Below are 21,231 nucleotides of genomic sequence, written 5' to 3' on the forward strand. Positions count from 1 at the left end.
AAACTAACAATATTGTTAGAAAATTAGGAAACTTTGTACAAGCTAAAAGGGGTTTTCATATTCTTCCAACATCACCAGAAGCCTTCTGATGAATGTTTTTACATTGACTTTGCCACCTGTTTTGCTCTTGCCTCTTATATAATCCATTTCATTCTTTATTTCTATATAATCAAATAAAGAGGAACTATAAAGCATAAACTTTTCATTTGCAAAATCCTCAATACCTAAGGTAGCCACATTTTTCATTGCTTTAGACACTGCTCTTCTTATCCTCATTTCAATGGCTTTACTATCCATATTAATATTTTTAGAATCATAAGGACTTCTTTCAATTACTATTCTAAACAAGTCAGAAAGTTGCATCTCTTCGAGCTCATTGTTTAATTCTCTGTCCTTGATAAAAACTAAACAAATTTTTACAATATCTTTACTACCTAGTTCTCCTATAATACCAATATCAGATAAGATTTGATTCAGTAGCTTTTTGTATCTATCTATATTGCTGTTTTCACTAGAATACTCATCCTTCTTCAATTGAAGAGCTGCTGATTCAATTGTCTGAAATGTTCTTCTGAGAGTTATATATTCTTTTACCCTCTTTATAACATTTACAACTTCTATGACATTAATTGGTTTATTAATAAAGAACTCAATACCGTTTTCGTAAGCTTTACCTATAATATCCTTAGAGCTGACCTGAGATAGCATAATGAAGACAGTTTTTATATCTAAGGACTTTATTTTTTTTACAATTGTAATGCCATCTTTCATAGGCAGCAGCAAATCAATTATAACAATATCAGGCCTATGAGTTATTATCATTTCCTCTCCTGCAGCTCCATTATCTGCTTCTCCTATAATTTCACCTAAATCGTATTGCTCAATTATTTTCATCAAAACACTTCTAATGCTTCTATCATCATCTATGACTATAAAGCTATGCATTGAACTACCTCCCGCTTATTATATCTTTCTTTGAAAAAGTAAGTATAAATTCCTTTTCCTCTGAGCCCTGAGAACTAACTCTTATAAAACCATTTAAATATTCTGTCAGCATCTTCACATGGGCAAGTCCGAGACCTGTCGATACCAGACCTGTATTAGGATCATATTTAGAAGTATAGCCAGGCTCAAAAATCAATTCTTTTGCTTCTTCAGGTATTTCTTTTCCATTATCAACAACTCTGAAAATTACTTTATCATCGTCCAATTCGCTAATAACATTTACATATGAATTATCATGAATACAAGCTTCAATTGAATTCTGAATAAGATTGTTCAAAATAGAGATTATTATAAAGTACTTATCTGTATCATAATCATCTTTTACTTTGAATGATAGATTGACATCCTTATTAAGCCCCTCCAGATAGCGGGCAAATAAGCCTTGTATAATGTTGAAAATTTCGCTGATTCTCATTGTATTGCTCGTTTCTCTTGCAGGGAGTATTTTTTCCATGCTGAGCACTATTCTATTATAGTCTTTTTTAATCTCATGTATCTGTATAGACAATTCCAAAGAGTCGGATTTGATTTGCTCTATGTCTTCTTTAAGCAAAATGTTTGTATCATTTAGTTTGTTATAAATTCCATAGCTTTTGCCCATTGCATTTTCTATATCTTGCATAGACTTTTTTAAGAAAAATATTTCTGATTTCATCTTGGCTGTGATAAGGAGAAGATCATGGTACCTCCTTTGATGTTCTTCTTTGGTTATAATAAGGTTATATGATTTTATTATCCAATATAAGCATAGAATTATAGTTGATCTAATTATAGCTGTAATTACCACTGTTTTTAATATAGGTTCGAAAGGATTTGAAATAAAATGATTTCTAAGTATTAACTCTAAAAAATTTGATGCTATATCCGCAAATATTAAAACTAATAGGAATTGGAGAGGCTTGTCTGCATGAGCTCTAAATTTAAGTCGGTCAATAGTTATACCATAACAGATATAGAAAAAAGACGACGGTATATGTCTATAAAGCGCAGCTTCAAAACCAAGTCTTTGGAGCGATACATCTATAACTACTCTGGTAATCACTACGAATACTGCAACTGCCACAGCTGTATCAGCAATGGTCAGATTTCTGAAGTACAATAATAGAAATGGAAACAATATTACTGCTATAGTTATTCTGAACTCTGTGCCAAAAGGATAAAAATTAATTTGTCCTAATATAGCAGTGAAAACAGCTACAAGGAGCATCTCTTTCATATTTTTACTCATAATGCGCACATCCTAAAGCATATTCTTATTCTTATTTTATTATTGTCAGACTCTTTTGTAAAATCTTTATTATAATTATACTTCAAAAACAGGACAAACTGTTGTATAATTTAATATATAATACTTCCTTGTATTATTTTTCAAAAAAACAATTCGGGGGTGTCGATTTGTACGGTTGGTTTAGAACTGTTGTATTTTTTATTGCCATTTTTGCCTTTTTATTGTTTGTACCAACATATCTATACGCTGACTTAGGAGATACTGTTTTGAAATATAAAATGACAAGTCCCGATGTCCTCGAACTTCAAGAAAAACTCTCAAAACTAGGATTCTTTGAAGGTAATGAATTTACAAATTATTTTGGAGATAAAACCAAACAGGCCGTTTTAGATTTTCAAAAATCTATTGATATAAAGGTTGATGGAATTGTAGGTAAGGAAACAGCAAAGTACATAAACATGAAAATTCAACAACTTATTCTTTTTGAAAAAACAAATAGGACATTGCAATTAGGCGATCATGGAGATATTGTAGCAGACCTTCAAAAAAAGCTCACAAATCTAGGTTTTTATGAAGGGGAAATAAATGGTGCATATGATGAGTTGACAAAAACATCCATAGAAAAGTTTCAGACAGACCAGGGTTTAGAAGCTACTGGTATTGCAGAACAGCAAACCCTAATAAAACTGTATACAGCCTATGATAGATATGAGGCTGATAGAGCTGCTTTGAGCAGGAGGACAGCAGGTAAACAAATAGTTGATTATGCAAAGCAATACTTAGGAGTTAAATATAAGTGGGCAGGAAGCACTCCCAAAGGGTTTGATTGCTCAGGCTTTACACAATACATATTTAAGAGTTTTGGAGTTAATTTAGAACATAGTGCAAGTTCCCAGTTTAATTCAGGAGAAAAAATTTCAAAAGAAAATTTAGAACCCGGAGATTTGGTGTTCTTCAGTACATATAAAAAAGGCCCAAGTCATGTAGGCATATATGTTGGGTCCAACCAATTTATACATGCCAGCTCAGGCAGTAAAAAAATTATGATTACAAGTTTAAATTCCAGCTATTATTTGCGTAGATATTTAGGTGCTAGAAGATACAATGTTAAGCCGAAATAAAGGATGGGACTAAAACCATCCTTTATTTTTTCATCTCTTCAATTTTAGAACCAATAACACTTATTCCTATTTCCATATCCTCATCCCTTACTCTCGAAAATCCTAATCTAAAGGAATCTCTACCCTCATTGTTTATATGGAAAATATCACCCGGTGTGAATATGACATTATGTTTTATACATTCTTCTAATAACTGTCTAGAATCTATGCCTTCATGTTTTATAAAAACATGCAATCCTCCATCACCATAGAGTTTAGCATCTGGAATGTACTTTCTTACAGCAGCTACTACTTTTTCATATTTTTGCTTGTAAACCCTTCTTACTTTCTTTATATACTTTTCAAAATAACCTTCTTTAAAGAATTGATACATAACAGCCTGGTCCATAAATGAAGTGTGAATGTTCCTACTCCTCTTTACACTCTCGAGGTAATCTATAAGATATCTGTCTCCAAAAATCCAGCCGATTCTTAGGCCAGGAAAAAGTACTTTAGAAAAGCTTCCAATATATATGACACCATTGCCTTCACCACCTATTGCTGCAACTGGTGCTATGTGAGATCCGAAATATCTCAACTCTTCATTAAATCCATTCTCAATAATGGGAATACTGTAGTTCATTATTGTTTGAAATAGTTTCATTCTCTTTTCCCAAGGCATTGTTATACCTGTTGGATTATGATAGGAAGGGGTTATATAAGCCAATTTAATCTTATTGCTTTGTATAATCTTTTCTACATCTTCCAGGCTTATTCCATCATCCTCCATCGGTGCACCACATACGTTAAGCTTTTTTAGCCTCATTATCTTCAATGCTGTATTGTGAGTAGGGTTTTCACAAAGTATATAATCTCCTTCATTCGTTAAAGATGATATAAGAATCTCAAATGCCTCTGTAAACCCATTGGTTATAAGTATGTTTTTCCCTTTCGTATTTACTCCCTTGCTCTCCATATACTCCATAAGGAAATCAATAAATGGCTTATATCCCTGTGCGTAACCATAGTTCAGTATTTTATAGCTTTCAAAGGAAATAATATTCATAAAGGCTCTTTTGAAATCCTCCATTGGAAATAATTCGGGATCTGGCGAAATGCTGCTCATAGGAATCATGCCCTTTTCCCAAGATGCCTCATGCTTAACAATATCTAATTCTCTCGCTTCTATTGCATATTTGTTTATTCTTGTAGTCCAATCAGTAGACCAGCCTGGATTTGTGCTTACATTGACATCAGAAACAAAGGCTCCCTTGCCTTCAATTATGTTTATAAAACCGTCATCAACCAAGGACTCATAAGCAGAAATTATTGTGTTTCTGCTTACATTTAATGCTGAAGAAAGTTCTCTAGTAGAAGGTAACCTTTCACCTTTTTGCAGCATCCCCTTGGCAATCATGGTTCTGAAATAATTTTTTATTTGAATATATATAGGTTGACTCTTATCCAGTTCGATATTGTGAAACATTTTTTCACCTCAAAAAAAAATGGTAATAGCAATTCTATTACCATTTTTACATATTTATAGTCAAAAATAAAGGATATCAGCTTCTTTCTTTTATAGAAAGCTCCACTATTCTATCTAATAACTCCGAAAAACTTAAACCATAGGCCTTTGCACTCTTTGGAAATAAACTGTTTTTAGTAAGTCCAGGCAAGGTGTTTATCTCCAACACATATATATCATCTTCTCCAATTATTATATCAACCCTGGCATACACACTGCACTTAAGCTGTCTCCAACATTTAAGAACTGCCTCCTCTACTTTTTCTTTAATAGGTGAATCTAATTCAATGATTATCTCATCAGCTCCGCCATCTGCATATTTTGATGTATAATCAAAGAAATGGGATTTTGGCTTTATAGCTATAACTGGAAGAAGCTCTCCATCCATTACACAGCATGTTATTTCTTCACCCTTTATATACTTTTCTATCATAACTTCTCGATCCCATTTCAAAGCTTCAGTTACAGCTTCTTTTATGTCCTCTTCACTCTTTATTATCGATGTGGCAACACTGGATCCTCCACTATTAGGCTTTACAACTACTGGATATCCAATTTCAGCAATCTTTCTCAAATCTAACTCATCAATACTGTTTATTATAAGCCATTCTGCTGTATTCACTTCCGCAGTCTTTAATATGCTCTTGGTAATGCTCTTATCCATGCATATTCCGCTGGCCAAAGGATTACAGCCTGAATAGGGTATGTTCAATGTTTCCAAAACTGCCTGAACTATACCATCCTCTCCAAACTTGCCATGTAAAGCTATAAATGCAAAGTCAATATCTTTTGTTTTTTCAATTATGTCTTCTTTTTTATCAATGATTATTGGTACTACCTCATATTTATTTTTATCCAGATTGCTTACTATCTCTCTCCCTGTGTTTAACGATACTTCTCTTTCTGAAGATATACCACCCATGATTACTCCAATTCTCATAAAAACACCATCCATTTATATCATTAAAATAGTCTGCTATCATTTTAGCATGACAACAGACTATTTATTAGAACCACATCAATAGTTTTTTACATTGTAACTGGTATGGTTGTTTATAATACAAAGCTTACCATCCTGAGAACTTCAAAATAATCATCAGTTTCAAACAACACTGTATTGCTGTTTAACTTTTTCATGCCCGGATAGAATGATATTTTATGAGCATAAGTATGTTCCTTGAAGCAAATCTCTACACTAAAATGTTTAGGTAAAGTTATCTTAGCTTTCTCCAAATCTTGCTTTAATGCTTTTTCCGCATTTTCTTTAATAAGCTTTAATGCTTTTGTTGTAGATAGGCAGGCTGCTGATGAACCTACACCATCCTTTACTGCTACTGTATATAATCCAGGATGAAGCTTTTTTCCATCTTCACATAACATTTTATCTCCTGATAAAAATACCGTAGGCACGCCTTCCAATGCAGCAGCATAGCTATAGAGCATAAATTCGCTGCAATATTCTCCATTCATCTTTATATACAAGGGTTTACCACTCATGGTGTGGGATAGAGGATTACCTTCTTTTCCTGCAGCGCTGTGATAGCCTATAAACATAGCTGCATCGAAACTGCCATCGATGCCAAATGCCATAGAATATGGGTGACCTGACCAACCTCTTATCAAAGTTGCACATTCGGGCAGTTTTGTAATATCTATATTAGCAGCAGTTTCATGTGCATCCTTTATAACTATCTCATCTGCTCCTGCATTAATAGCACCTTCGCAAGCTGCTACAACTTCCCTTGTCATTTGCTCAGCATAGAAACTGTAAAATTTCTTTTCATAATCACACTCATCCCATCTGATAGTTGGAGTAGTACCCTCCATATCAGCACTAATAAATACCTTCATGATTTCTGCCTCCTCTGTAATTATTTATTTCTTATCTATAAACTCTTGAGCAATCTCAACACATCGCTTTGCGAGTATTGATACTGGGTCAACACACTCGTTTCTTACGCCTATCTTATCAGCTAAGAGCGGCAATTCAGTACACCCTAATATAATAGGTATTTCTTTATTAGGCATATATTTTTCTACATAATTTTGAAAGGTTTCTAGACTAACATCAAATTTACCTGACTTAACAGCATATATCCACTCCATAACAATTCTGATATCTTCTTCATCAGGTTCTATAATATTTAAATCAAATTCCCTAAATACTTTTTTATATATTCCTCCCTTATATGTGCCTGCAGTAGCAAGAAGCAGATAATTTTCCTCGCCAGGTTTAGACATCTTTAAATAAGCTGCAGTCTCTCTAATCATATGGAGGACTGTTGCCTTAGTATATTTTATAATATCATCATAAAAATAATGGGCTGTATTGCAAGGTATGATTATATAATCTGCTCCCATCATCTCCAACTTGATTGCCGATCTTATCATTTCAATTCTTGGGTCTTCACCATCTCCACAGATGAACTTTGTTCTATCAGGTATTTTTGAATTGCCGTCTATGATAATGTGCAAATGTTCCTGATCGCAGGTTGCCGGAGTAAGCTGAATTATCTTATTATATATATCACAGGTCGCCGCCGGTCCCATGCCTCCCATAATTCCAAGAATCATTTTACTTCACCTCAATATAATCCTTTAATGTTTCTCTGGTCTTTCCTTTAAAACCTGTTACTTTTCCGCTGGTGATCATAGAATTCAAAATTGCTTCTTCTTCACATTCTGCAACTGCCCTGAAAACAACATCAATTTTGTCTTCTTTTAGAGCTTTCACATCAACTATATCACCTTTTTGATAAGACCTAATAACATTAGCCGTAGAAAAGGCAATCATGATTTCACCGCTGCCATGCCCAATATATGAGCCTAGTCTTGCCAATCCTACACCAGCTCTTTTGCAGATCCTTCTCAGTTGTCTGCTGCTTAAAGGTATATCTGTAGCAATGATGGATATGATTGAACCTTTATCAATACAGTTCTTAATATCTTTTTCCTCTGAAATCCTGCTACCTATTCTGTCACCGTTTATCGTAAGATCCTCAAGTCTGCCATGGTTGGATAAAACCAAAACCCCAACAGTATAGTCCTTGTCATCAAGCTTTACAATCCTTGAAGCAGATCCAATTCCACCCTTTAGTTGGTGGCAACTCATTCCCTTCCCGGCTCCTATATCTCCCTCTTGAAAATCAACACAAGCTTCTTCTATAGCCATATATACATGTTCCTTCTTCACTGCTCTATTCTGAATATTATTCAGATAGCTATCATTACACTCACAAACCAAAGGATTTACTGACTCTAGCCTCACATTTTCTTTATTGCATTGCTCAATCATATATTCTACCACTGCATCATGAACGAGACCTACATTTAAAGTATTAGTCAGTGCTATAATTGACTCTAGTGTTCCAAGCTCATCTATCTGTACAAGGCCTAATGTCTTTCCAAAACCATTTAAAACATAAGAAGCTGCCACAAGTTTATTAGTATATATGTTTTCTTCCATAGGGAGAATAACTGTCACACCTGTCTTGTTTTCTTTAGTATCTATAGTACAATGTCCAACTCTGATGCCATCTACATCGGTAATCTTGTTATACTTTCCCTTTGGGAGTCGTCCAATGGATATGCCATAGTCCTCTATCCTTTTTTGTTTTATCATCAGTATACGCCCTCCTCTTTACAATATCACTCTAAATGTTGAACATCAACACTTTTCTTAGATATCCTATGTTTTCTTCCCCTTCTTTGCCATGGCTAATAATAAGCCCAGCGCTATGGACAAGAAAGCTGAAACAAGCACTCTATATTGTCCTGGCAGCAGGAATACTATTGTGTGTGCCGGTATCCAGAATAATGTGCAAGTCTTAACCCAGCTGAATTCCACAAGAGAATGCCAATCAATCTTATCTATAAGATCTCCTAAAGTAATCTTAACCCCTGGCTTTTCATATTTTGTATCTATATACATATCGGTGAACCTATGAAATGCCATCATCATAGGTCCAAAGGTTAGATTCATTATCGCACTTCCAAATAATGCTTGAGCTATGTTAGAACCATTAAAAGGCAATCTTCCTACAGCCTGAGCCGCTGCTACGCCGCCCATATAAATTGTAAATACTAGAGTAACCATAAGTCCAATGACACCCCAGACAAAAACTCTATAAATAACACCCTTTGGCATAATATAGTTACCCCTAATTATTCGTATACCTATCAGGTCTCCCATGGTTGCCAAAACTGCAAATTTTATAAAACCTCCTATATATGGATAGGATTCTGTAGCAGAAATAAATACCTCTCGAGACGCAGGTAAAACCAAAATTAATATCCATATCAATAAACCAAATCCCCATATGAAGTCTCCCTTTTTCAATCTAATACTCCCCTCTATGTGGTTTAAATCTTGCAGCATTTTGCTCAATTATCTTTATAGTCTACATATATCATTAAGCTGCTATAATATTTTACCTAAATAATGATGGCTATACAATATTTACTTCCCATGATTATAAAGTGCTATAATCATGGGAAGGTATACTAACGAGCATAAAGGAATAGGGAAAGATATATGCAATCCGAATTGTCTTAGGAATCAGTCTTAATCTTATTTCTCAAGTGTTTTTAGATGTATTTTTAACATGCTCGAATGCGTGGTGCACTTTAATAATAAAAAAGGGCTTGGAAATTACCAAGGCCTTTTTTGTATAAATACAACTGCTTAATAAGCTTTTTCTTAAAATAACTTTTTTATAATATAACCATATCCCTGTTAGAATTATTGAATACCCTTGCTTTATCTCCATCTACCATTACTATATCTTCAATTCTCATACCGAACTTGCCTGGTATATATATGCCCGGCTCAACACTGAAACACATGCCAGTCTCCAATATCTGCTTGTTGCCATGCTTTATATAAGGTGCTTCGTGTACTGCCATTCCTATACCGTGACCTGTTCTATTAATAAAATATTGTCCGTAACCTTCTTTCGTGATTATATCTCTGGCAACTTTATCTACTTCTTCCGCAGCTATACCTTCTCTAACTGCTTTTTTTGCTTCTGTAGTTGCTCTCAGGCATATCTCATAAACCTTCTTCTGCTCTTCCGTAGGTTCACCTACAAACACTGTCCTTGAGGTATCTGAGCAATATCCCTTATACCTGCAGCCAAAGTCTAATACTATAATATCCTGTTCTTCAATAATTCTCTTATCATCGTTATAATGGGGTTTGGAACTGTTGGGACCAGAAGCAACTATAGGTTCAAAGGATAATTCTTCTCCGCCAAACTCTATCAATAATTCTTTTATTTTATTGGCTATTTCTTTTTCAGACACACCAGGTTTAATAAATTTAATGACTCCTTCGAAAGTTCTATCTGCAATTCTACCTGCTTCTGCCATGAGCTTTGCTTCTTCTTCACTCTTCTTAATCCTTAATTCTTCGAAAATGGCATCTCCGTTTATGTATCTGCACTTCATATATTCTGACATATCGATTAAGTCAATGGCTCTAACACCTTCGTTTATTGCTAATGATTTACCATCAAGGCTATAATCTGCTTTAGCCTTCTCAAAACATCCTAGGACGCCTTCTCCATCAGACCAAACATATATATGGGCTTCCTCTCCTAAAGCTCCTCTTACTTCTTCATAGTATAACTCGGGGCATATGAAAAACCATCTGCCGTCAGACAATACGTAAAACCCTCTGAATCTTTCATCGGAAAAAGGTTTTATTCCTGCCAGGTACTCCACATCGTGGCTTGGACCCATCAGACATCCATCAACATTTTTTTCTATAAGAATATCGACTAATTTATTCAGTCTTGACTTATCTAGCATTTTAAGACCTCCAATCGTTATATGCTATGATATTGACATGCTTAAACCCCAATTCAATCTCGTTTTGCCTTGCTCATTATTGTTTTCTGGAAAGCATGAAGCACTAGTGACATAGCAATTACGCCATATGCAATAAAGGCTCTGAAAAATTCTCCTATCTGTGAATCTCCCAAGAGGTTTTTACCAGCATTAGGAGATACTATAAACAAAGTGTGGAATAATATAGTTCCTAAGATGGCTTCTCCTATAGTGGCTTTTGTTACCGAAGCACCTCCAACCAAAATTGCTGCTACAGCGAACATACCAACCTGTTCATGGCTGCTGTATGTCTGCAAGGTACCAATATTTTGCAAAAACATTATCTGTCCCCAAGCAGCTAGAACAGTTGAAATGGTTATTGCAATAAGCCTGGTTTTATCAACATCTATACCGGATACTTTAGCTATATTTATATCCTGTCCTAAGGCTCTAAAATCCTGTCCCAGTTTAGTTCTTGTTATAAACCATATTACTGCGCAGAAGAATGCAATTATGATGAAAGATACAACTGGTATTTTTACCCCCATTATAGCAGGCTGCCAAATTTTATCTAAAGAATATTTAATGAGATTTAAATCAATTGCATTTTTCAAGCCTATTCCTCCAGGTAGTATAATCTCTGGATCTTTAACAGGTATGAGCGTTCCCATGAGAAGTAGAAAAACCAACTGATATAAACCCATGGCAAAATAACCTAAGATTAGGCTTGTTATCATTTCTTGACCCTTTGTTCTATTTAATATGGATCCTGTACCTAATCCAAAGATTATAGCAAATGGTGTAGCAATTAAAGTAGCAGCTAGAATACCTGGAAGACCACCGATATCAAATATTTTTATGGTTATAAGACCAATCTGCCCTGCCATTGCCCCAATAACCAGAGCAAAGTTGAGCCCCATCCCTGCTAATACAGGTATAATAAGTGATAGAACCAATAGAAGATTTCTATCCAGTCGAGCAATGAGTTCATTTAATACATACGCTGGACCAAGCTTAGAAGCAATTGTGCCACCAAGACATATGACTATAAACATTATAGGAACTGAGTTTCTAACTATTAACTGTTTAATATCATATTTTTTCTCCTTCTTATCATTTAACTCTATCTTTGTGCTCATCATTCATTACCTCCCATCTTGGTTAAGGCATAAAGAATAACTCCATTGCTTACAATTATTCTTATGACTTCCGACAAGTTTCCCTCAGGCATCATCTTGTTTATTACTGGCAATGATATTGTCAATAGGGCCTGAAAAAGTATAACCCCCGAAATAACATTTCCAATCGATGCTTTCTTAGCTGTTGCTCCACCAATTAGTATGGCTGATATTGCTACGAAAGGCATCATCAAAGGACCTTGATACAATTGGAAGAAACCGTAGCTCTGCGCATATACAATGATACCGATGCCACCCAAGATCATGGAAATAATTACTCCAATCATTCTTTGCTTATTAACATTAATCCCTGAAGCTTCTGCAAATTTCTGATTATCGCCTGCAGCAATCATAGCAGCTCCAGTTTTGGATCTAAGAAACAACCACATTAATAAACAACAAATACCAAAGAAAATCAACGTACCTATAGGAAGATTCCTGTCGAAAACTTTAAATTTAATCAAATGATCAAGGACTTTATCATATTTATCAACAAGGGTGATAGTAACCCTAAGACCTCTGCCTCCGATTGCCCACACCATATCAGGATTCTTAAAAGGAAGAACAAGCCAACCTATGCTCATAAGCGAAACCATAGAAAATCCCATATATGTACCTACTGTCATCTCGTCTCCCTTTACTCTATTTAAAAGGAGTCCGTACAAATATCCTGCAACAACTGCCAAAGGAATGTTAATTAAAACTGCTACTAAAAAAGCGGTTAAACCTACAAGCCTCATTTCGATAGCTATGCATCCTGCAAGTATACCGCACAGTATACCTATGGATAAGGCGAAGTTAAGTCCTGTACCGGAAACTATTCCAGGAACCATCGCAAGCACTAGTATGCTGTTCATGCCTATTCTAATTAATGAATCAATTAATAAATCAGGAATACTTTGTTTCTGTATAACAGCTATAATTAATAACAATATAAGAAATATGGTAATGTACACTTTAGGATATCCATAGCGCTCAATAGACTTTTTCCATAGGTTTTTCATCTACATAACCTCCTTTGAGAGCAGATCATACTTGCCTGCCATCATGAGACCGAAGTCAACATCTGAATCCTTTGGACTTAACACTCCTTGGACTTTTCCATTATAAACTATCGCAATTCTATCACATATAGATCTTAATTCACCAAGTTCACTTGAAGTCATAACAATTGTCATACCTAATTCTTGATTTAACTTCACCAATAAATCTAGGACTAGTTTTTTGGCACCTATATCAATACCTCTAGTAGGCTCTGAAACAAAAAGTAATTCAGGTTCTAAAGTCAAGGCTCTGGCTATGCATACTTTTTGCTGATTTCCTCCACTTAACCTTCTTGTATACTGAGTAGGACCAGTACATCTAATATCCAGTTCTTTAATCATTTTTTCTGCCCATGCTCTTATGGCTTTATGATCCTGCATAAGCAAAAACTTTGCACCCAAGAAGGGTTTCAAAAATTTGCTTTGTATTTGCATGCTTGTCATAACTATATTCAATTCTATTGAATTATCAAGGAGTAATCCTACACCTCTTCTATCTTCTGATACAAAGGCAAGCCTATTTTCAATTGATTCCCTAGGGTCGTTTAATTTTAACTTTTTACCATTCATTATAACTTCTCCGGTAGCACTATATAAACCCATTATACCGTTTGCAATACCTATTTTGCCTTGGCCTGCTAAACCACCAATGCCAAGTATCTCTCCTCTTTTTATATCCAAATTAACATTATGCACCATTTCACCAGGCATATCGACACATAGATCTCTTATAGACATAATAACTTCTTCTTTTTCTTCGCTGGTTCTGGTATTCCTTTCTATCCTTTCAACCTTTCTGCCTACCATCATCTGAGCAATATTTGTTATAGTAGCATCTTCATTTTTTATTTGTCCTACTTGTTCTCCATCCCTTAAAACAGTTATATTATCTGCTATCTTTAATACTTCATCTAACCTATGAGTTATAAATAATATGGCTATACCTCTATCAGCAAGTTTTTTCATGGCATCTAATAGTTTGTCCGCTTCGCTTTCTGCCAAAACTGCTGTTGGTTCATCAAAAACTAAAAGCTTTATATTCTTTTTGTCTATTTCTCTTGCAATTTCAACAAATTGCATATACCCTACAGGCAAACCGGCTATAGGTAACCAGTCATCCACATTCATTCCCAGCTTCTTAAGAGCGTCTTGAGCGTCCTTCCTCATTGCAGAAACATCTAGAGATTTTAAAGCAGGTCCTAAAAATCTGCTCACTGGGTTATGTTTAGTAATCTCTCTATTAAGTTTAATATTTTCTGTTATTGTAAACCCTGGAAGCAGCATGAACTCTTGGTGCACCATACCGATACCTAAATCCATTGCGTCCTTTGGTGTTTTAATCTCAACTGCTTCACTATTGAAGATTATTTCTCCGCTATATCCACCAGTACTATGTATTACGGGCATACCAAAAATAATATTCATCAGTGTGGATTTACCAGCCCCATTTTCACCTACCAAGGCATGGATCTCACCCTCTTTAACCGTCATGTTTACGCCTTTTAGCACCTTATTACCGAAATACTCCTTCTCTATATTTTTAAGTTCGATAACATTTTTCGCTTCCATAGGAGCCCTCCTTTTAGTAAATAACTTCAATCATTAAGTTAAGGTTGCCGGCAAACCGGCAACCTTAATTAGATGCATGATTTACTTCAGCTTCTGTTAGAATGTTATGTAGTCAGAAAGTACTAGAATGAAATTATCTTTATTATCATAATTAGAAAATTCTAAATCAAATCCGCCGGATGCCTCTTGATAGCATTTTTTCAAAGCTTCAACATCGATCTTGTTGGTTATAGTTCCTTCTATATATCCTTTTACATATTCAACTGCAGCAGCTGTAGACATCATGCTGAAAGGCACTGGCCAAGTTGAGAATCTTCCTGTGCCACCTTTTTCAGCTATCTTAGCTTTTATTTGACCTACTAGATAGTCAACATCTCCTTCATGTCCCTGGACATCTATTCCTAGAGCTCCAGGATATCCATGATACGGGCTGGGGCAGCATTGCTGTGCATTTATTGCTCCTGTTTCAAGGCAAGCCTTAATGAGAGGCTCTTGCATTGCACAGTTTGTACTGAAGAAGTTAGTATCTTTACCGTATTCTTTAACTTTTCTTGGTACATCCTCAAGTATAAACTGCTGTGCTCCTGGTATACCTGCATCACCTGTCGGGTCCGGAGCTGTAGCATCAACAAATGTCATACCAAGCTTTTCACATTCTTCTTTGAATATATCTCTTCTTTGTGCAAGCATAGGATAGGACATATGTCTTGGGAATGAGTAATGTACAAATGTTTTTGCACCCATCTTTTTTGCTTGTGCTGGAATAGCATAACCCATTGAAAGCTCATCAGGCTGTAATACTAAATCAGCTTTATCTGATATAACATCGGTCTCACCGGGAGTTATTGCTACTAGATACACATCTGGTCTTGTTTCTCTAACTTTTTCAAATGCTGCTGCTGCACCAGGAACAGCCTGGTTCATTATTAAAGCTTTAACTTCTGGATCTGATACAAGAGCAAGTGCATTTGCAATCAGGGTCTCCTGCTCTTTCATAAAGTTATCAGGCATAGTTTGAGTTACTATCATTTCAGGTCCATATTTTTCTAATGCGGCCTCGCCTGATCTGAATTCTTCTTCATTTTGTGATACAGTGTTGGTATAAATCGCGATCTTGAATTTTGCATTTTCTTCAGTTGCTGGCTCAGCAGATGTAGCTTGCTCCTGAGGTTGCTCTGCAGGTGCAGGGCTGGAACATGCTACCAAGCTAAAAATCATCAGTCCAATCAAAATAAATGCTAAAACTCTTTTCAAAATACATCCCCTCCATAAATTTTATGTTTTATATTAGAAAGAAAAGGTTGTCCTTTTCTTTAACTAATCTTTATACAATTCCAATAAATTCTAATTATTATATATTTCAGAATATTTCGTATAGAATATATATCCTATATATATTAAAATTTTCCTTCTAAAAATTTAATCAATATATAAATATTATTAATTTTTTTTATTATGTATAGTTTTTTTTATTTGTTTATATATGCCCTAGAATGATCAATATACCTGAATTCACCTTCGTTGATTTTTCTGATGCCTTCCAGTTTCTCTAGTTGTTGGACAGCTAAAATAAAGCCAGGTTTTTGTATTCAGCTTCCAGCATAATGTCAAAATCTTTTCCCACTATTTTAGCTATATCTAAATATCTTTTAATCTCATCAAAATCAATACTATCAACATAACTTTTAGAGCTATTATAATTAAGTTACATGCTATGGTGTTGTTTTATCTGTATCTTCGTTCTTTTATTTCACCGCATAAAAAAGCCAATAGAGTATCTTCATCTATTGGCTATAAATAAACTGTTATATATTCAAAAAAACATCCCCGATACATAAATTATCTGCTTATTAATAAACTAAAAGAAGTTAACCCAAATCAGTTTTATTATCTAAGTTGCATGGAGTTGTTCTCTCTTTATGATTCCGGTTGTATTAAGAATTATTTTAATGATAATATGTATAATCGGTTTTTCTTATTTCTTGATTTTTGCATTAAGAAAAAGAAGAATAATAGGAGTAATAGCAATGTTCATGGCCATATTATCCAGTCTTGGGTTTCTGGCATAAGCATTAGTCGAATATAACCCACATAAATATAGAGCTTTTTCCCCTAATATAGAATTCTAATCAAGCTTTTTTTGCATTGTTTATATTAATAGCACTTTTTGCAAAATAGCTCTATTATTCCAACAGCTATTACTACTCTGTATCCGCTGCAGTCTTCCAAGCTTATCATATTATCATGAGCATCATGGATGTACCAATAGGTCTTGGTTATTTTTTTCTCCTACAGGCAGTAGGAGAAGATATTCAAAACAAAAAACCTGCAAAGCATTTAACTTTGCAGGTATTATTATCATTTTGGCTCCCGGTCAAGGATTCGAACCTCGACAAACTGATCCAGAGTCAGTTGTGCTACCGTTACACAAACCGGGAATATTTCATCAACGAAATATATCTTATCATGTTTTTGTAGGTTTTGCAACATGTAATTTTAAGAATTCTTATAGAGGTAACATAAAAGGTGCCTATGGCACCTTTTATCATCACATTTTCTCAAAATCATCCTTGCCTACGCCACACAAAGGGCAAACCCAATCTTCAGGCACATCTTCCCAAGCTGTCCCAGGAGCTATGCCGCTATCAGGATCGCCTGCCTCTGGGTCATATACATATCCGCATACTGTGCATACCCATTTATCCATTTTACTACCTCCTCGGCTTCAAATATTGTATATAGATTATAGCATCAAGCGGATAATAATTCTAGATTAATTTAAAGTTTTTTGAAAACTTTTCCCAACCTTGTTATACCCTCTACTATTTTATCCTCAGGCATGCAGGAATAATTCAGTCTGCAGTGATTTTCATTGCCGCCATTTGGATAGAAGGAACCTCCTGGTACGAATGCAACTTTTTCTTCTAAAGCTTTCTTCAAAACTTCTGCTGCATCTACACCTTCAGGCATTTCAACCCATGTAAAGAGACCTCCATTTGGGTATGTGAATGTGAAACCCTCAGGAAATTCCTTTTCCATTGTCTCTATCATCAAGTCTCTTCTTTTTCTATACACTTCTATGATCTTATTGATATGAGCATCCAAATCAAACATTTGCACAAATGCTGCTGCTTCTCTCTGTGCCATACTGTTACTTTGTAAGTCTGCTCCCTGTTTAACTAATACATATTTTCTTACTATTTCAGGTGAGGCGGCAACCCAACCAACTCTTAGGCCGGGAGAAAAAATCTTAGAGAATGTACCTAAGAAAATTACCATGCCCTCTGTATCAAAATGTTTTATTGCTGGTAGTCTTTCGCCTTCAAATCTAAGCTCTCCATATGGATTGTCTTCTACTACTGGAACATTATATTTTACTGCCAGTTCAACAAGTTTCTTTCTTCTTTCCACACTCATGGTGATTCCGCTTGGATTTTGGAAATCTGGTATTGTGTAAATGAATTTTGCATTAGGATTTGCCTGCAATGCTTTTTCAAGTTCATCCATCTTCATGCCATCTTTGTCCATTTCAACTTCCACAAACTTAGGCAAGTAAGACTTGAAGGCATTTAATGCTCCTAGATAACTTGGGCTTTCACAAATAACAGTATCTCCTTCATCTAAGAATACTTTACCGCAAAAATCTAGACCTTGCTGAGAGCCGCTTGTAATTAGTATATGCTCTGGTGAAATTTCTACTCCAGATTTTTTCATTCTCTCTGCAATAATTTTCCTAAGTGGCATGTAACCTTCTGTAGGACTATATTGCAATGCTGCTTTTCCATCTGTGTCTAATACTCTGACGCAGACTTCTTTCATCTCTTCAATGGGAAACAATTCAGGTGCTGGTAAACCTCCTGCAAAAGAAATGATCTCAGGCTGTTCTGTCAGTTTTAACAGTTCCCTGATAGCTGAACCTTTGATGTAATCCATTCTTTTTGCATATTTTACAGACATTTATAAAAACCCCCTAAAATTTTTTCCCGCCATCCTTAGTGATATCCTCCAACAATATTGTACATCATATTTTATTTTAAAGCTATACAAAAAATAAAAGGACAAATAAGAATTAATCCTATTTGTCCAGTTCCTTCATAATATTTATAGAGGCACTTGCCCCAATACGAGTAGCTCCGGCTCTTATCATAGCTAAAGCAGTATCCAGATCTCTTATGCCACCTGAAGCTTTTACCCCCATATCATCTCCTACGACTTTTCTCATAAGGGCTACATCTTCCTCTCTTGCACCTGCTTTTGAGAAACCTGTAGATGTCTTCACATAATCAGCTCCGGCAAGCTTTGCTGCTTTGCAAGCTTCTACCTTCTCATCATCCTCCAGCAAGCAGGTTTCGATGATAACTTTAAGCAAAGCCTTGCCCTTGCATACCCTGGCTACAGCAGCAATATCTTCTGTTACATATTGAAGATCGCCATTTTTAAGAGCACCTATATTCAATACCATATCGATTTCGTGAGCACCATTTTGTATTGCTTCTTCAGCTTCAAAAGCTTTTACAATTGATGTATTGGCTCCCAAAGGAAAGCCAATTACAGTACAAACCTTGACTGAAGAATTCTTTAGTATACTAGAAGCAAGCTTTACATAGCATGGATTGATGCATACCGAAGCAAAACCATACTCAAGTGCTTCATTACATATCCTTGCTATATCCTCTTCACTTGCCTCGGGCTTCAAAATAGTATGATCAATATATGGAGCTAGATCCTTCATTCTTTTATTATTTCCCCCAGATCTCCATTGTTTATTCCAGCAGCATTACCTTCTTCAATATCTATGTGCATATCAAGAGCATATTCAGGATGTACCCTTACTACCACATTTTCAAATACAACAGCTCTTTCTTTACCCACTCTTACTTTTACAATATCCTTATCCTTTAATCCAAATTTAGGAGCATCATCAGTATGCATATGTATATGCCTTGCTGCAACAATAACTCCTTCTTTTAGCTCTACTTGACCTTTGGGGCCAACTAAAATACAACCTGGAGTACCTGCAGTGTTACCAGATGCCCTTACAACACCTTCAACTCCCATGGTTCTCGCATCAAATTTAGAAATCTCTACTTGTGTAGCAGGTCTTACAGGTCCTAGTATTCTAACACCCTTTAGTGTAGACTTAGGACCAACAATATCAACCTTTTCTTCACATGCATACTGACCAGGTTGTGAAAGATCCTTTACATTTGTGAGTTCATACCCTTCACCAAAAAGTATGTCTAAATCCTTTCTGCTTACATGAACATGTCGGTTGGACATAGCAACCGGTACAAATTTTTCCATAAATACCCTCCTAATACTAATTATCTATTGTAGAATAGTGTGCTTTTAGCATTATTGCACACTCAATTCTCTTACGCTGCATCTTGCATTCCAATTCATAAGGTACCTTTAAATCTTTATTGAATGCATCTGCATTAGCTTGGCAGCCACCGCTGCAATAAAATTTAGCCCAGCATTCACCACATTTTTCCTTATGGTACACAGAATTACTGGAGAAATTTTTCTGAAGCTCTCTGTTCTCAATTCCTGAAAATACATTCCCCATAATATATCCGTCTCTTCCAACAAACTGATGGCAGGGATACAAGTCTCCATCAGGGGTAACGGCAAAGTATTCATGACCAGCACCACAGGAAGATACCTTTTTATATACGCAAGGCCCTCCATCTAAATCTATTAAATAATGATAGAATTTAAAAGGCTTACCCGACTTATCATATTCTATCATCTTCTTTGCAAGCTTTTCGTACTCCTCCTTTATTCTATCCAGATGCTCTTCTTTTAAAGCGTAGTCCATTTCTGGAGAAGCTACGACAGGCTCTATGGAAATTTCCTTAAACCCTTCATCGGCAAGTGCAAGTACATCATTGGCAAAATCTAGGTTATAAGCGGTAAAAGTTCCTCTTATATAATGGCTTTTATCGCCTCTCTTTTCCACAAACTTCTTGATCTTTGATAAAATTATATCATAGGTTCCCTTATTATTTATAGTTTTTCTCATATTATCATTAATATATTTTCTTCCATCTATACTAAGTACAACATTGTCCATATTCTCATTCAAGTACTCTATAGATTCGTCATCTAAAAGAGTTGCATTTGTGGTCATAGTAAAGCCTATACTCTTGTTATGCTGCCTAGCTTGTTCTCTACCATATTCTATTGTTGACTTCACTACATCAAAATTCATCATTGGCTCTCCGCCAAAGAAATCAACTTCCAGTCTTTTTCTACTCCCTGAATTCTCTAAAAGAAAATCTATGGCTCTCTTAGCTACATCAAGAGGCATTAGTTTTCTTCCGCCATGATAATCGCCTGTAGAAGCAAAGCAATATCCACATCTTATATTGCAATCATGAGCAATATTTAAACATATTGCTTTGATTTGAAAATCATTCTTTTTTGATAGAACTGCATCCTTATATGTATCTTCAGAAAAGAGCAACCCTTCATCTTTCAGCTCCATTATTTCCTGTAAAGCTTCTTCGAACTTATCTTTCCCATATTTATTCTCCAGTTTCTGAGCCAATTCGGTATTCGATGGTTCTAGAAGCACATCCAAAATATCATAAACTATATCTTCAACTATATGGACGGCTCCACTGTTTACATCTAAAACAATGTTCATACCATTCATTTTATACTTGTGTATCATTCTGTAAGTCCTCTCTATAACAAATTTTCATTACTAATTCTATATCATAATGATTTCTCTGTCAAACAGCATAAT

At 35.3% G+C, this 21,231-nt stretch carries 20 protein-coding genes and 1 tRNA gene; 2 read left to right on the plus strand and 19 right to left on the minus strand.

Annotated elements, in window-relative coordinates; genetic code table 11:
• Positions 1 to 42: 42 nt before the first annotated feature.
• Both ACESM9_RS08315 and ACESM9_RS08320 read right to left on the minus strand, forming a co-directional pair.
• Entirely contained in the window at positions 43 to 945 is a 903-nt protein-coding gene (locus tag ACESM9_RS08315; protein WP_372997183.1) for a response regulator, read from the minus strand.
• 4 nt (positions 946 to 949) lie between these two features.
• Positions 950 to 2,233, minus strand: a complete 1,284-nt coding sequence (locus ACESM9_RS08320; RefSeq protein ID WP_372997185.1) for a sensor histidine kinase — start codon at positions 2,231 to 2,233, stop codon at positions 950 to 952.
• Between the two features lie 167 nt (positions 2,234 to 2,400).
• Between ACESM9_RS08320 and ACESM9_RS08325 the strand changes: the two genes are divergently transcribed.
• Complete coding sequence (locus tag ACESM9_RS08325; protein WP_372997187.1) at positions 2,401 to 3,354, plus strand: NlpC/P60 family protein; 954 nt, start codon at positions 2,401 to 2,403, stop codon at positions 3,352 to 3,354.
• 22 nt (positions 3,355 to 3,376) lie between these two features.
• On the opposite strand, the gene ACESM9_RS08330 is transcribed toward ACESM9_RS08325, so the two are convergent.
• The 11 genes from ACESM9_RS08330 to ACESM9_RS08380 all read right to left on the minus strand — a co-directional run bounded on the left by ACESM9_RS08330 (position 3,377) and on the right by ACESM9_RS08380 (position 15,731).
• The gene (locus tag ACESM9_RS08330; protein ID WP_372997189.1) at positions 3,377 to 4,819 is read right to left on the minus strand and encodes a PLP-dependent aminotransferase family protein; all 1,443 of its coding nucleotides are present in this window, start codon (positions 4,817 to 4,819) and stop codon (positions 3,377 to 3,379) included.
• Positions 4,820 to 4,895: 76 nt separating this feature from the next.
• Complete coding sequence (locus tag ACESM9_RS08335) at positions 4,896 to 5,798, minus strand: D-alanine--D-alanine ligase (protein ID WP_372997191.1); 903 nt, start codon at positions 5,796 to 5,798, stop codon at positions 4,896 to 4,898.
• Positions 5,799 to 5,911: 113 nt separating this feature from the next.
• Positions 5,912 to 6,709 carry a M55 family metallopeptidase gene (locus ACESM9_RS08340; protein ID WP_372997193.1) on the minus strand — a complete coding sequence of 266 codons (798 nt, stop codon included), beginning with the start codon at positions 6,707 to 6,709 and terminating at the stop codon, positions 5,912 to 5,914.
• Positions 6,710 to 6,733: 24 nt separating this feature from the next.
• A complete protein-coding gene (locus tag ACESM9_RS08345) occupies positions 6,734 to 7,432 on the minus strand; it encodes an aspartate/glutamate racemase family protein (protein WP_372997195.1) in 699 nt (232 codons plus the stop codon).
• Between the two features lies 1 nt (position 7,433).
• On the minus strand, positions 7,434 to 8,480 hold the full coding sequence (locus ACESM9_RS08350; RefSeq protein ID WP_372997197.1) for a P1 family peptidase: 1,047 nt from the start codon (positions 8,478 to 8,480) through the stop codon (positions 7,434 to 7,436).
• A gap of 66 nt (positions 8,481 to 8,546) precedes the next feature.
• A complete protein-coding gene (locus tag ACESM9_RS08355) occupies positions 8,547 to 9,197 on the minus strand; it encodes a hypothetical protein (RefSeq protein WP_372997199.1) in 651 nt (216 codons plus the stop codon).
• A gap of 374 nt (positions 9,198 to 9,571) precedes the next feature.
• Positions 9,572 to 10,669 (minus strand): M24 family metallopeptidase, encoded by a 1,098-nt coding sequence (locus tag ACESM9_RS08360; protein WP_372997201.1) that lies wholly within the window; start codon positions 10,667 to 10,669, stop codon positions 9,572 to 9,574.
• 53 nt (positions 10,670 to 10,722) lie between these two features.
• Entirely contained in the window at positions 10,723 to 11,829 is a 1,107-nt protein-coding gene (locus ACESM9_RS08365; RefSeq protein WP_372997203.1) for an ABC transporter permease subunit, read from the minus strand.
• A complete protein-coding gene (locus tag ACESM9_RS08370) occupies positions 11,826 to 12,869 on the minus strand; it encodes an ABC transporter permease subunit (protein WP_372997204.1) in 1,044 nt (347 codons plus the stop codon). The genes ACESM9_RS08365 and ACESM9_RS08370 overlap by 4 nt, the downstream gene beginning before the upstream one ends.
• Positions 12,870 to 14,477 carry a sugar ABC transporter ATP-binding protein gene (locus ACESM9_RS08375; RefSeq protein ID WP_372997206.1) on the minus strand — a complete coding sequence of 536 codons (1,608 nt, stop codon included), beginning with the start codon at positions 14,475 to 14,477 and terminating at the stop codon, positions 12,870 to 12,872.
• Positions 14,478 to 14,573: 96 nt separating this feature from the next.
• Positions 14,574 to 15,731, minus strand: coding sequence for a DUF3798 domain-containing protein (locus ACESM9_RS08380; RefSeq protein WP_372997208.1), 1,158 nt, complete (start codon positions 15,729 to 15,731; stop codon positions 14,574 to 14,576).
• A 665-nt stretch (positions 15,732 to 16,396) separates the two neighbouring features.
• Between ACESM9_RS08380 and ACESM9_RS08385 the strand changes: the two genes are divergently transcribed.
• Entirely contained in the window at positions 16,397 to 16,546 is a 150-nt protein-coding gene (locus tag ACESM9_RS08385) for a hypothetical protein (RefSeq protein ID WP_372997210.1), read from the plus strand.
• 295 nt (positions 16,547 to 16,841) lie between these two features.
• Here ACESM9_RS08385 and ACESM9_RS08390 read toward each other — a convergent pair.
• The 6 genes from ACESM9_RS08390 to scfB all read right to left on the minus strand — a co-directional run bounded on the left by ACESM9_RS08390 (position 16,842) and on the right by scfB (position 21,156).
• Positions 16,842 to 16,915 (minus strand) — tRNA-Gln (locus tag ACESM9_RS08390).
• Positions 16,916 to 17,025: 110 nt separating this feature from the next.
• Entirely contained in the window at positions 17,026 to 17,184 is a 159-nt protein-coding gene (rd, locus tag ACESM9_RS08395; RefSeq protein WP_372997212.1) for a rubredoxin, read from the minus strand.
• Positions 17,185 to 17,255: 71 nt separating this feature from the next.
• Positions 17,256 to 18,434: a PLP-dependent aminotransferase family protein gene (locus ACESM9_RS08400; RefSeq protein WP_372997214.1), complete on the minus strand. Its 1,179-nt coding sequence runs from the start codon at positions 18,432 to 18,434 to the stop codon at positions 17,256 to 17,258.
• A gap of 118 nt (positions 18,435 to 18,552) precedes the next feature.
• Positions 18,553 to 19,209, minus strand: coding sequence for a deoxyribose-phosphate aldolase (gene deoC, locus ACESM9_RS08405; RefSeq protein WP_372997215.1), 657 nt, complete (start codon positions 19,207 to 19,209; stop codon positions 18,553 to 18,555).
• A complete protein-coding gene (gene pduL / locus ACESM9_RS08410) occupies positions 19,206 to 19,781 on the minus strand; it encodes a phosphate propanoyltransferase (protein ID WP_372997217.1) in 576 nt (191 codons plus the stop codon). The genes deoC and pduL overlap by 4 nt, the downstream gene beginning before the upstream one ends.
• A gap of 16 nt (positions 19,782 to 19,797) precedes the next feature.
• Complete coding sequence (gene scfB, locus ACESM9_RS08415) at positions 19,798 to 21,156, minus strand: thioether cross-link-forming SCIFF peptide maturase (RefSeq protein ID WP_372997219.1); 1,359 nt, start codon at positions 21,154 to 21,156, stop codon at positions 19,798 to 19,800.
• Positions 21,157 to 21,231 lie beyond the last annotated feature (75 nt).

This window comes from Lutispora sp., from assembly GCF_041687175.1.
Lineage (GTDB): Bacteria > Bacillota > Clostridia > Lutisporales > Lutisporaceae > Lutispora.

Excerpts from the sequence above, each read along its gene's own strand:
- ACESM9_RS08315 (WP_372997183.1), bottom strand. The coding sequence starts at position 945 with ATGCATAGCTTTATAGTCATAGATGATGATAGAAGCATTAGAAGTGTT.
- ACESM9_RS08320 (WP_372997185.1), bottom strand. The coding sequence starts at position 2,233 with ATGAGTAAAAATATGAAAGAGATGCTCCTTGTAGCTGTTTTCACTGCT.
- ACESM9_RS08330 (WP_372997189.1), bottom strand. The coding sequence starts at position 4,819 with ATGTTTCACAATATCGAACTGGATAAGAGTCAACCTATATATATTCAA.
- ACESM9_RS08335 (WP_372997191.1), bottom strand. The coding sequence starts at position 5,798 with ATGAGAATTGGAGTAATCATGGGTGGTATATCTTCAGAAAGAGAAGTA.
- ACESM9_RS08340 (WP_372997193.1), bottom strand. The coding sequence starts at position 6,709 with ATGAAGGTATTTATTAGTGCTGATATGGAGGGTACTACTCCAACTATC.
- ACESM9_RS08345 (WP_372997195.1), bottom strand. The coding sequence starts at position 7,432 with ATGATTCTTGGAATTATGGGAGGCATGGGACCGGCGGCGACCTGTGAT.
- ACESM9_RS08350 (WP_372997197.1), bottom strand. The coding sequence starts at position 8,480 with ATGATAAAACAAAAAAGGATAGAGGACTATGGCATATCCATTGGACGA.
- ACESM9_RS08360 (WP_372997201.1), bottom strand. The coding sequence starts at position 10,669 with ATGCTAGATAAGTCAAGACTGAATAAATTAGTCGATATTCTTATAGAA.
- ACESM9_RS08365 (WP_372997203.1), bottom strand. The coding sequence starts at position 11,829 with ATGATGAGCACAAAGATAGAGTTAAATGATAAGAAGGAGAAAAAATAT.
- ACESM9_RS08370 (WP_372997204.1), bottom strand. The coding sequence starts at position 12,869 with ATGAAAAACCTATGGAAAAAGTCTATTGAGCGCTATGGATATCCTAAA.
- ACESM9_RS08375 (WP_372997206.1), bottom strand. The coding sequence starts at position 14,477 with ATGGAAGCGAAAAATGTTATCGAACTTAAAAATATAGAGAAGGAGTAT.
- ACESM9_RS08385 (WP_372997210.1), top strand. The coding sequence starts at position 16,397 with ATGATTCCGGTTGTATTAAGAATTATTTTAATGATAATATGTATAATC.
- rd (WP_372997212.1), bottom strand. The coding sequence starts at position 17,184 with ATGGATAAATGGGTATGCACAGTATGCGGATATGTATATGACCCAGAG.
- ACESM9_RS08400 (WP_372997214.1), bottom strand. The coding sequence starts at position 18,434 with ATGTCTGTAAAATATGCAAAAAGAATGGATTACATCAAAGGTTCAGCT.
- deoC (WP_372997215.1), bottom strand. The coding sequence starts at position 19,209 with ATGAAGGATCTAGCTCCATATATTGATCATACTATTTTGAAGCCCGAG.
- pduL (WP_372997217.1), bottom strand. The coding sequence starts at position 19,781 with ATGGAAAAATTTGTACCGGTTGCTATGTCCAACCGACATGTTCATGTA.
- scfB (WP_372997219.1), bottom strand. The coding sequence starts at position 21,156 with ATGATACACAAGTATAAAATGAATGGTATGAACATTGTTTTAGATGTA.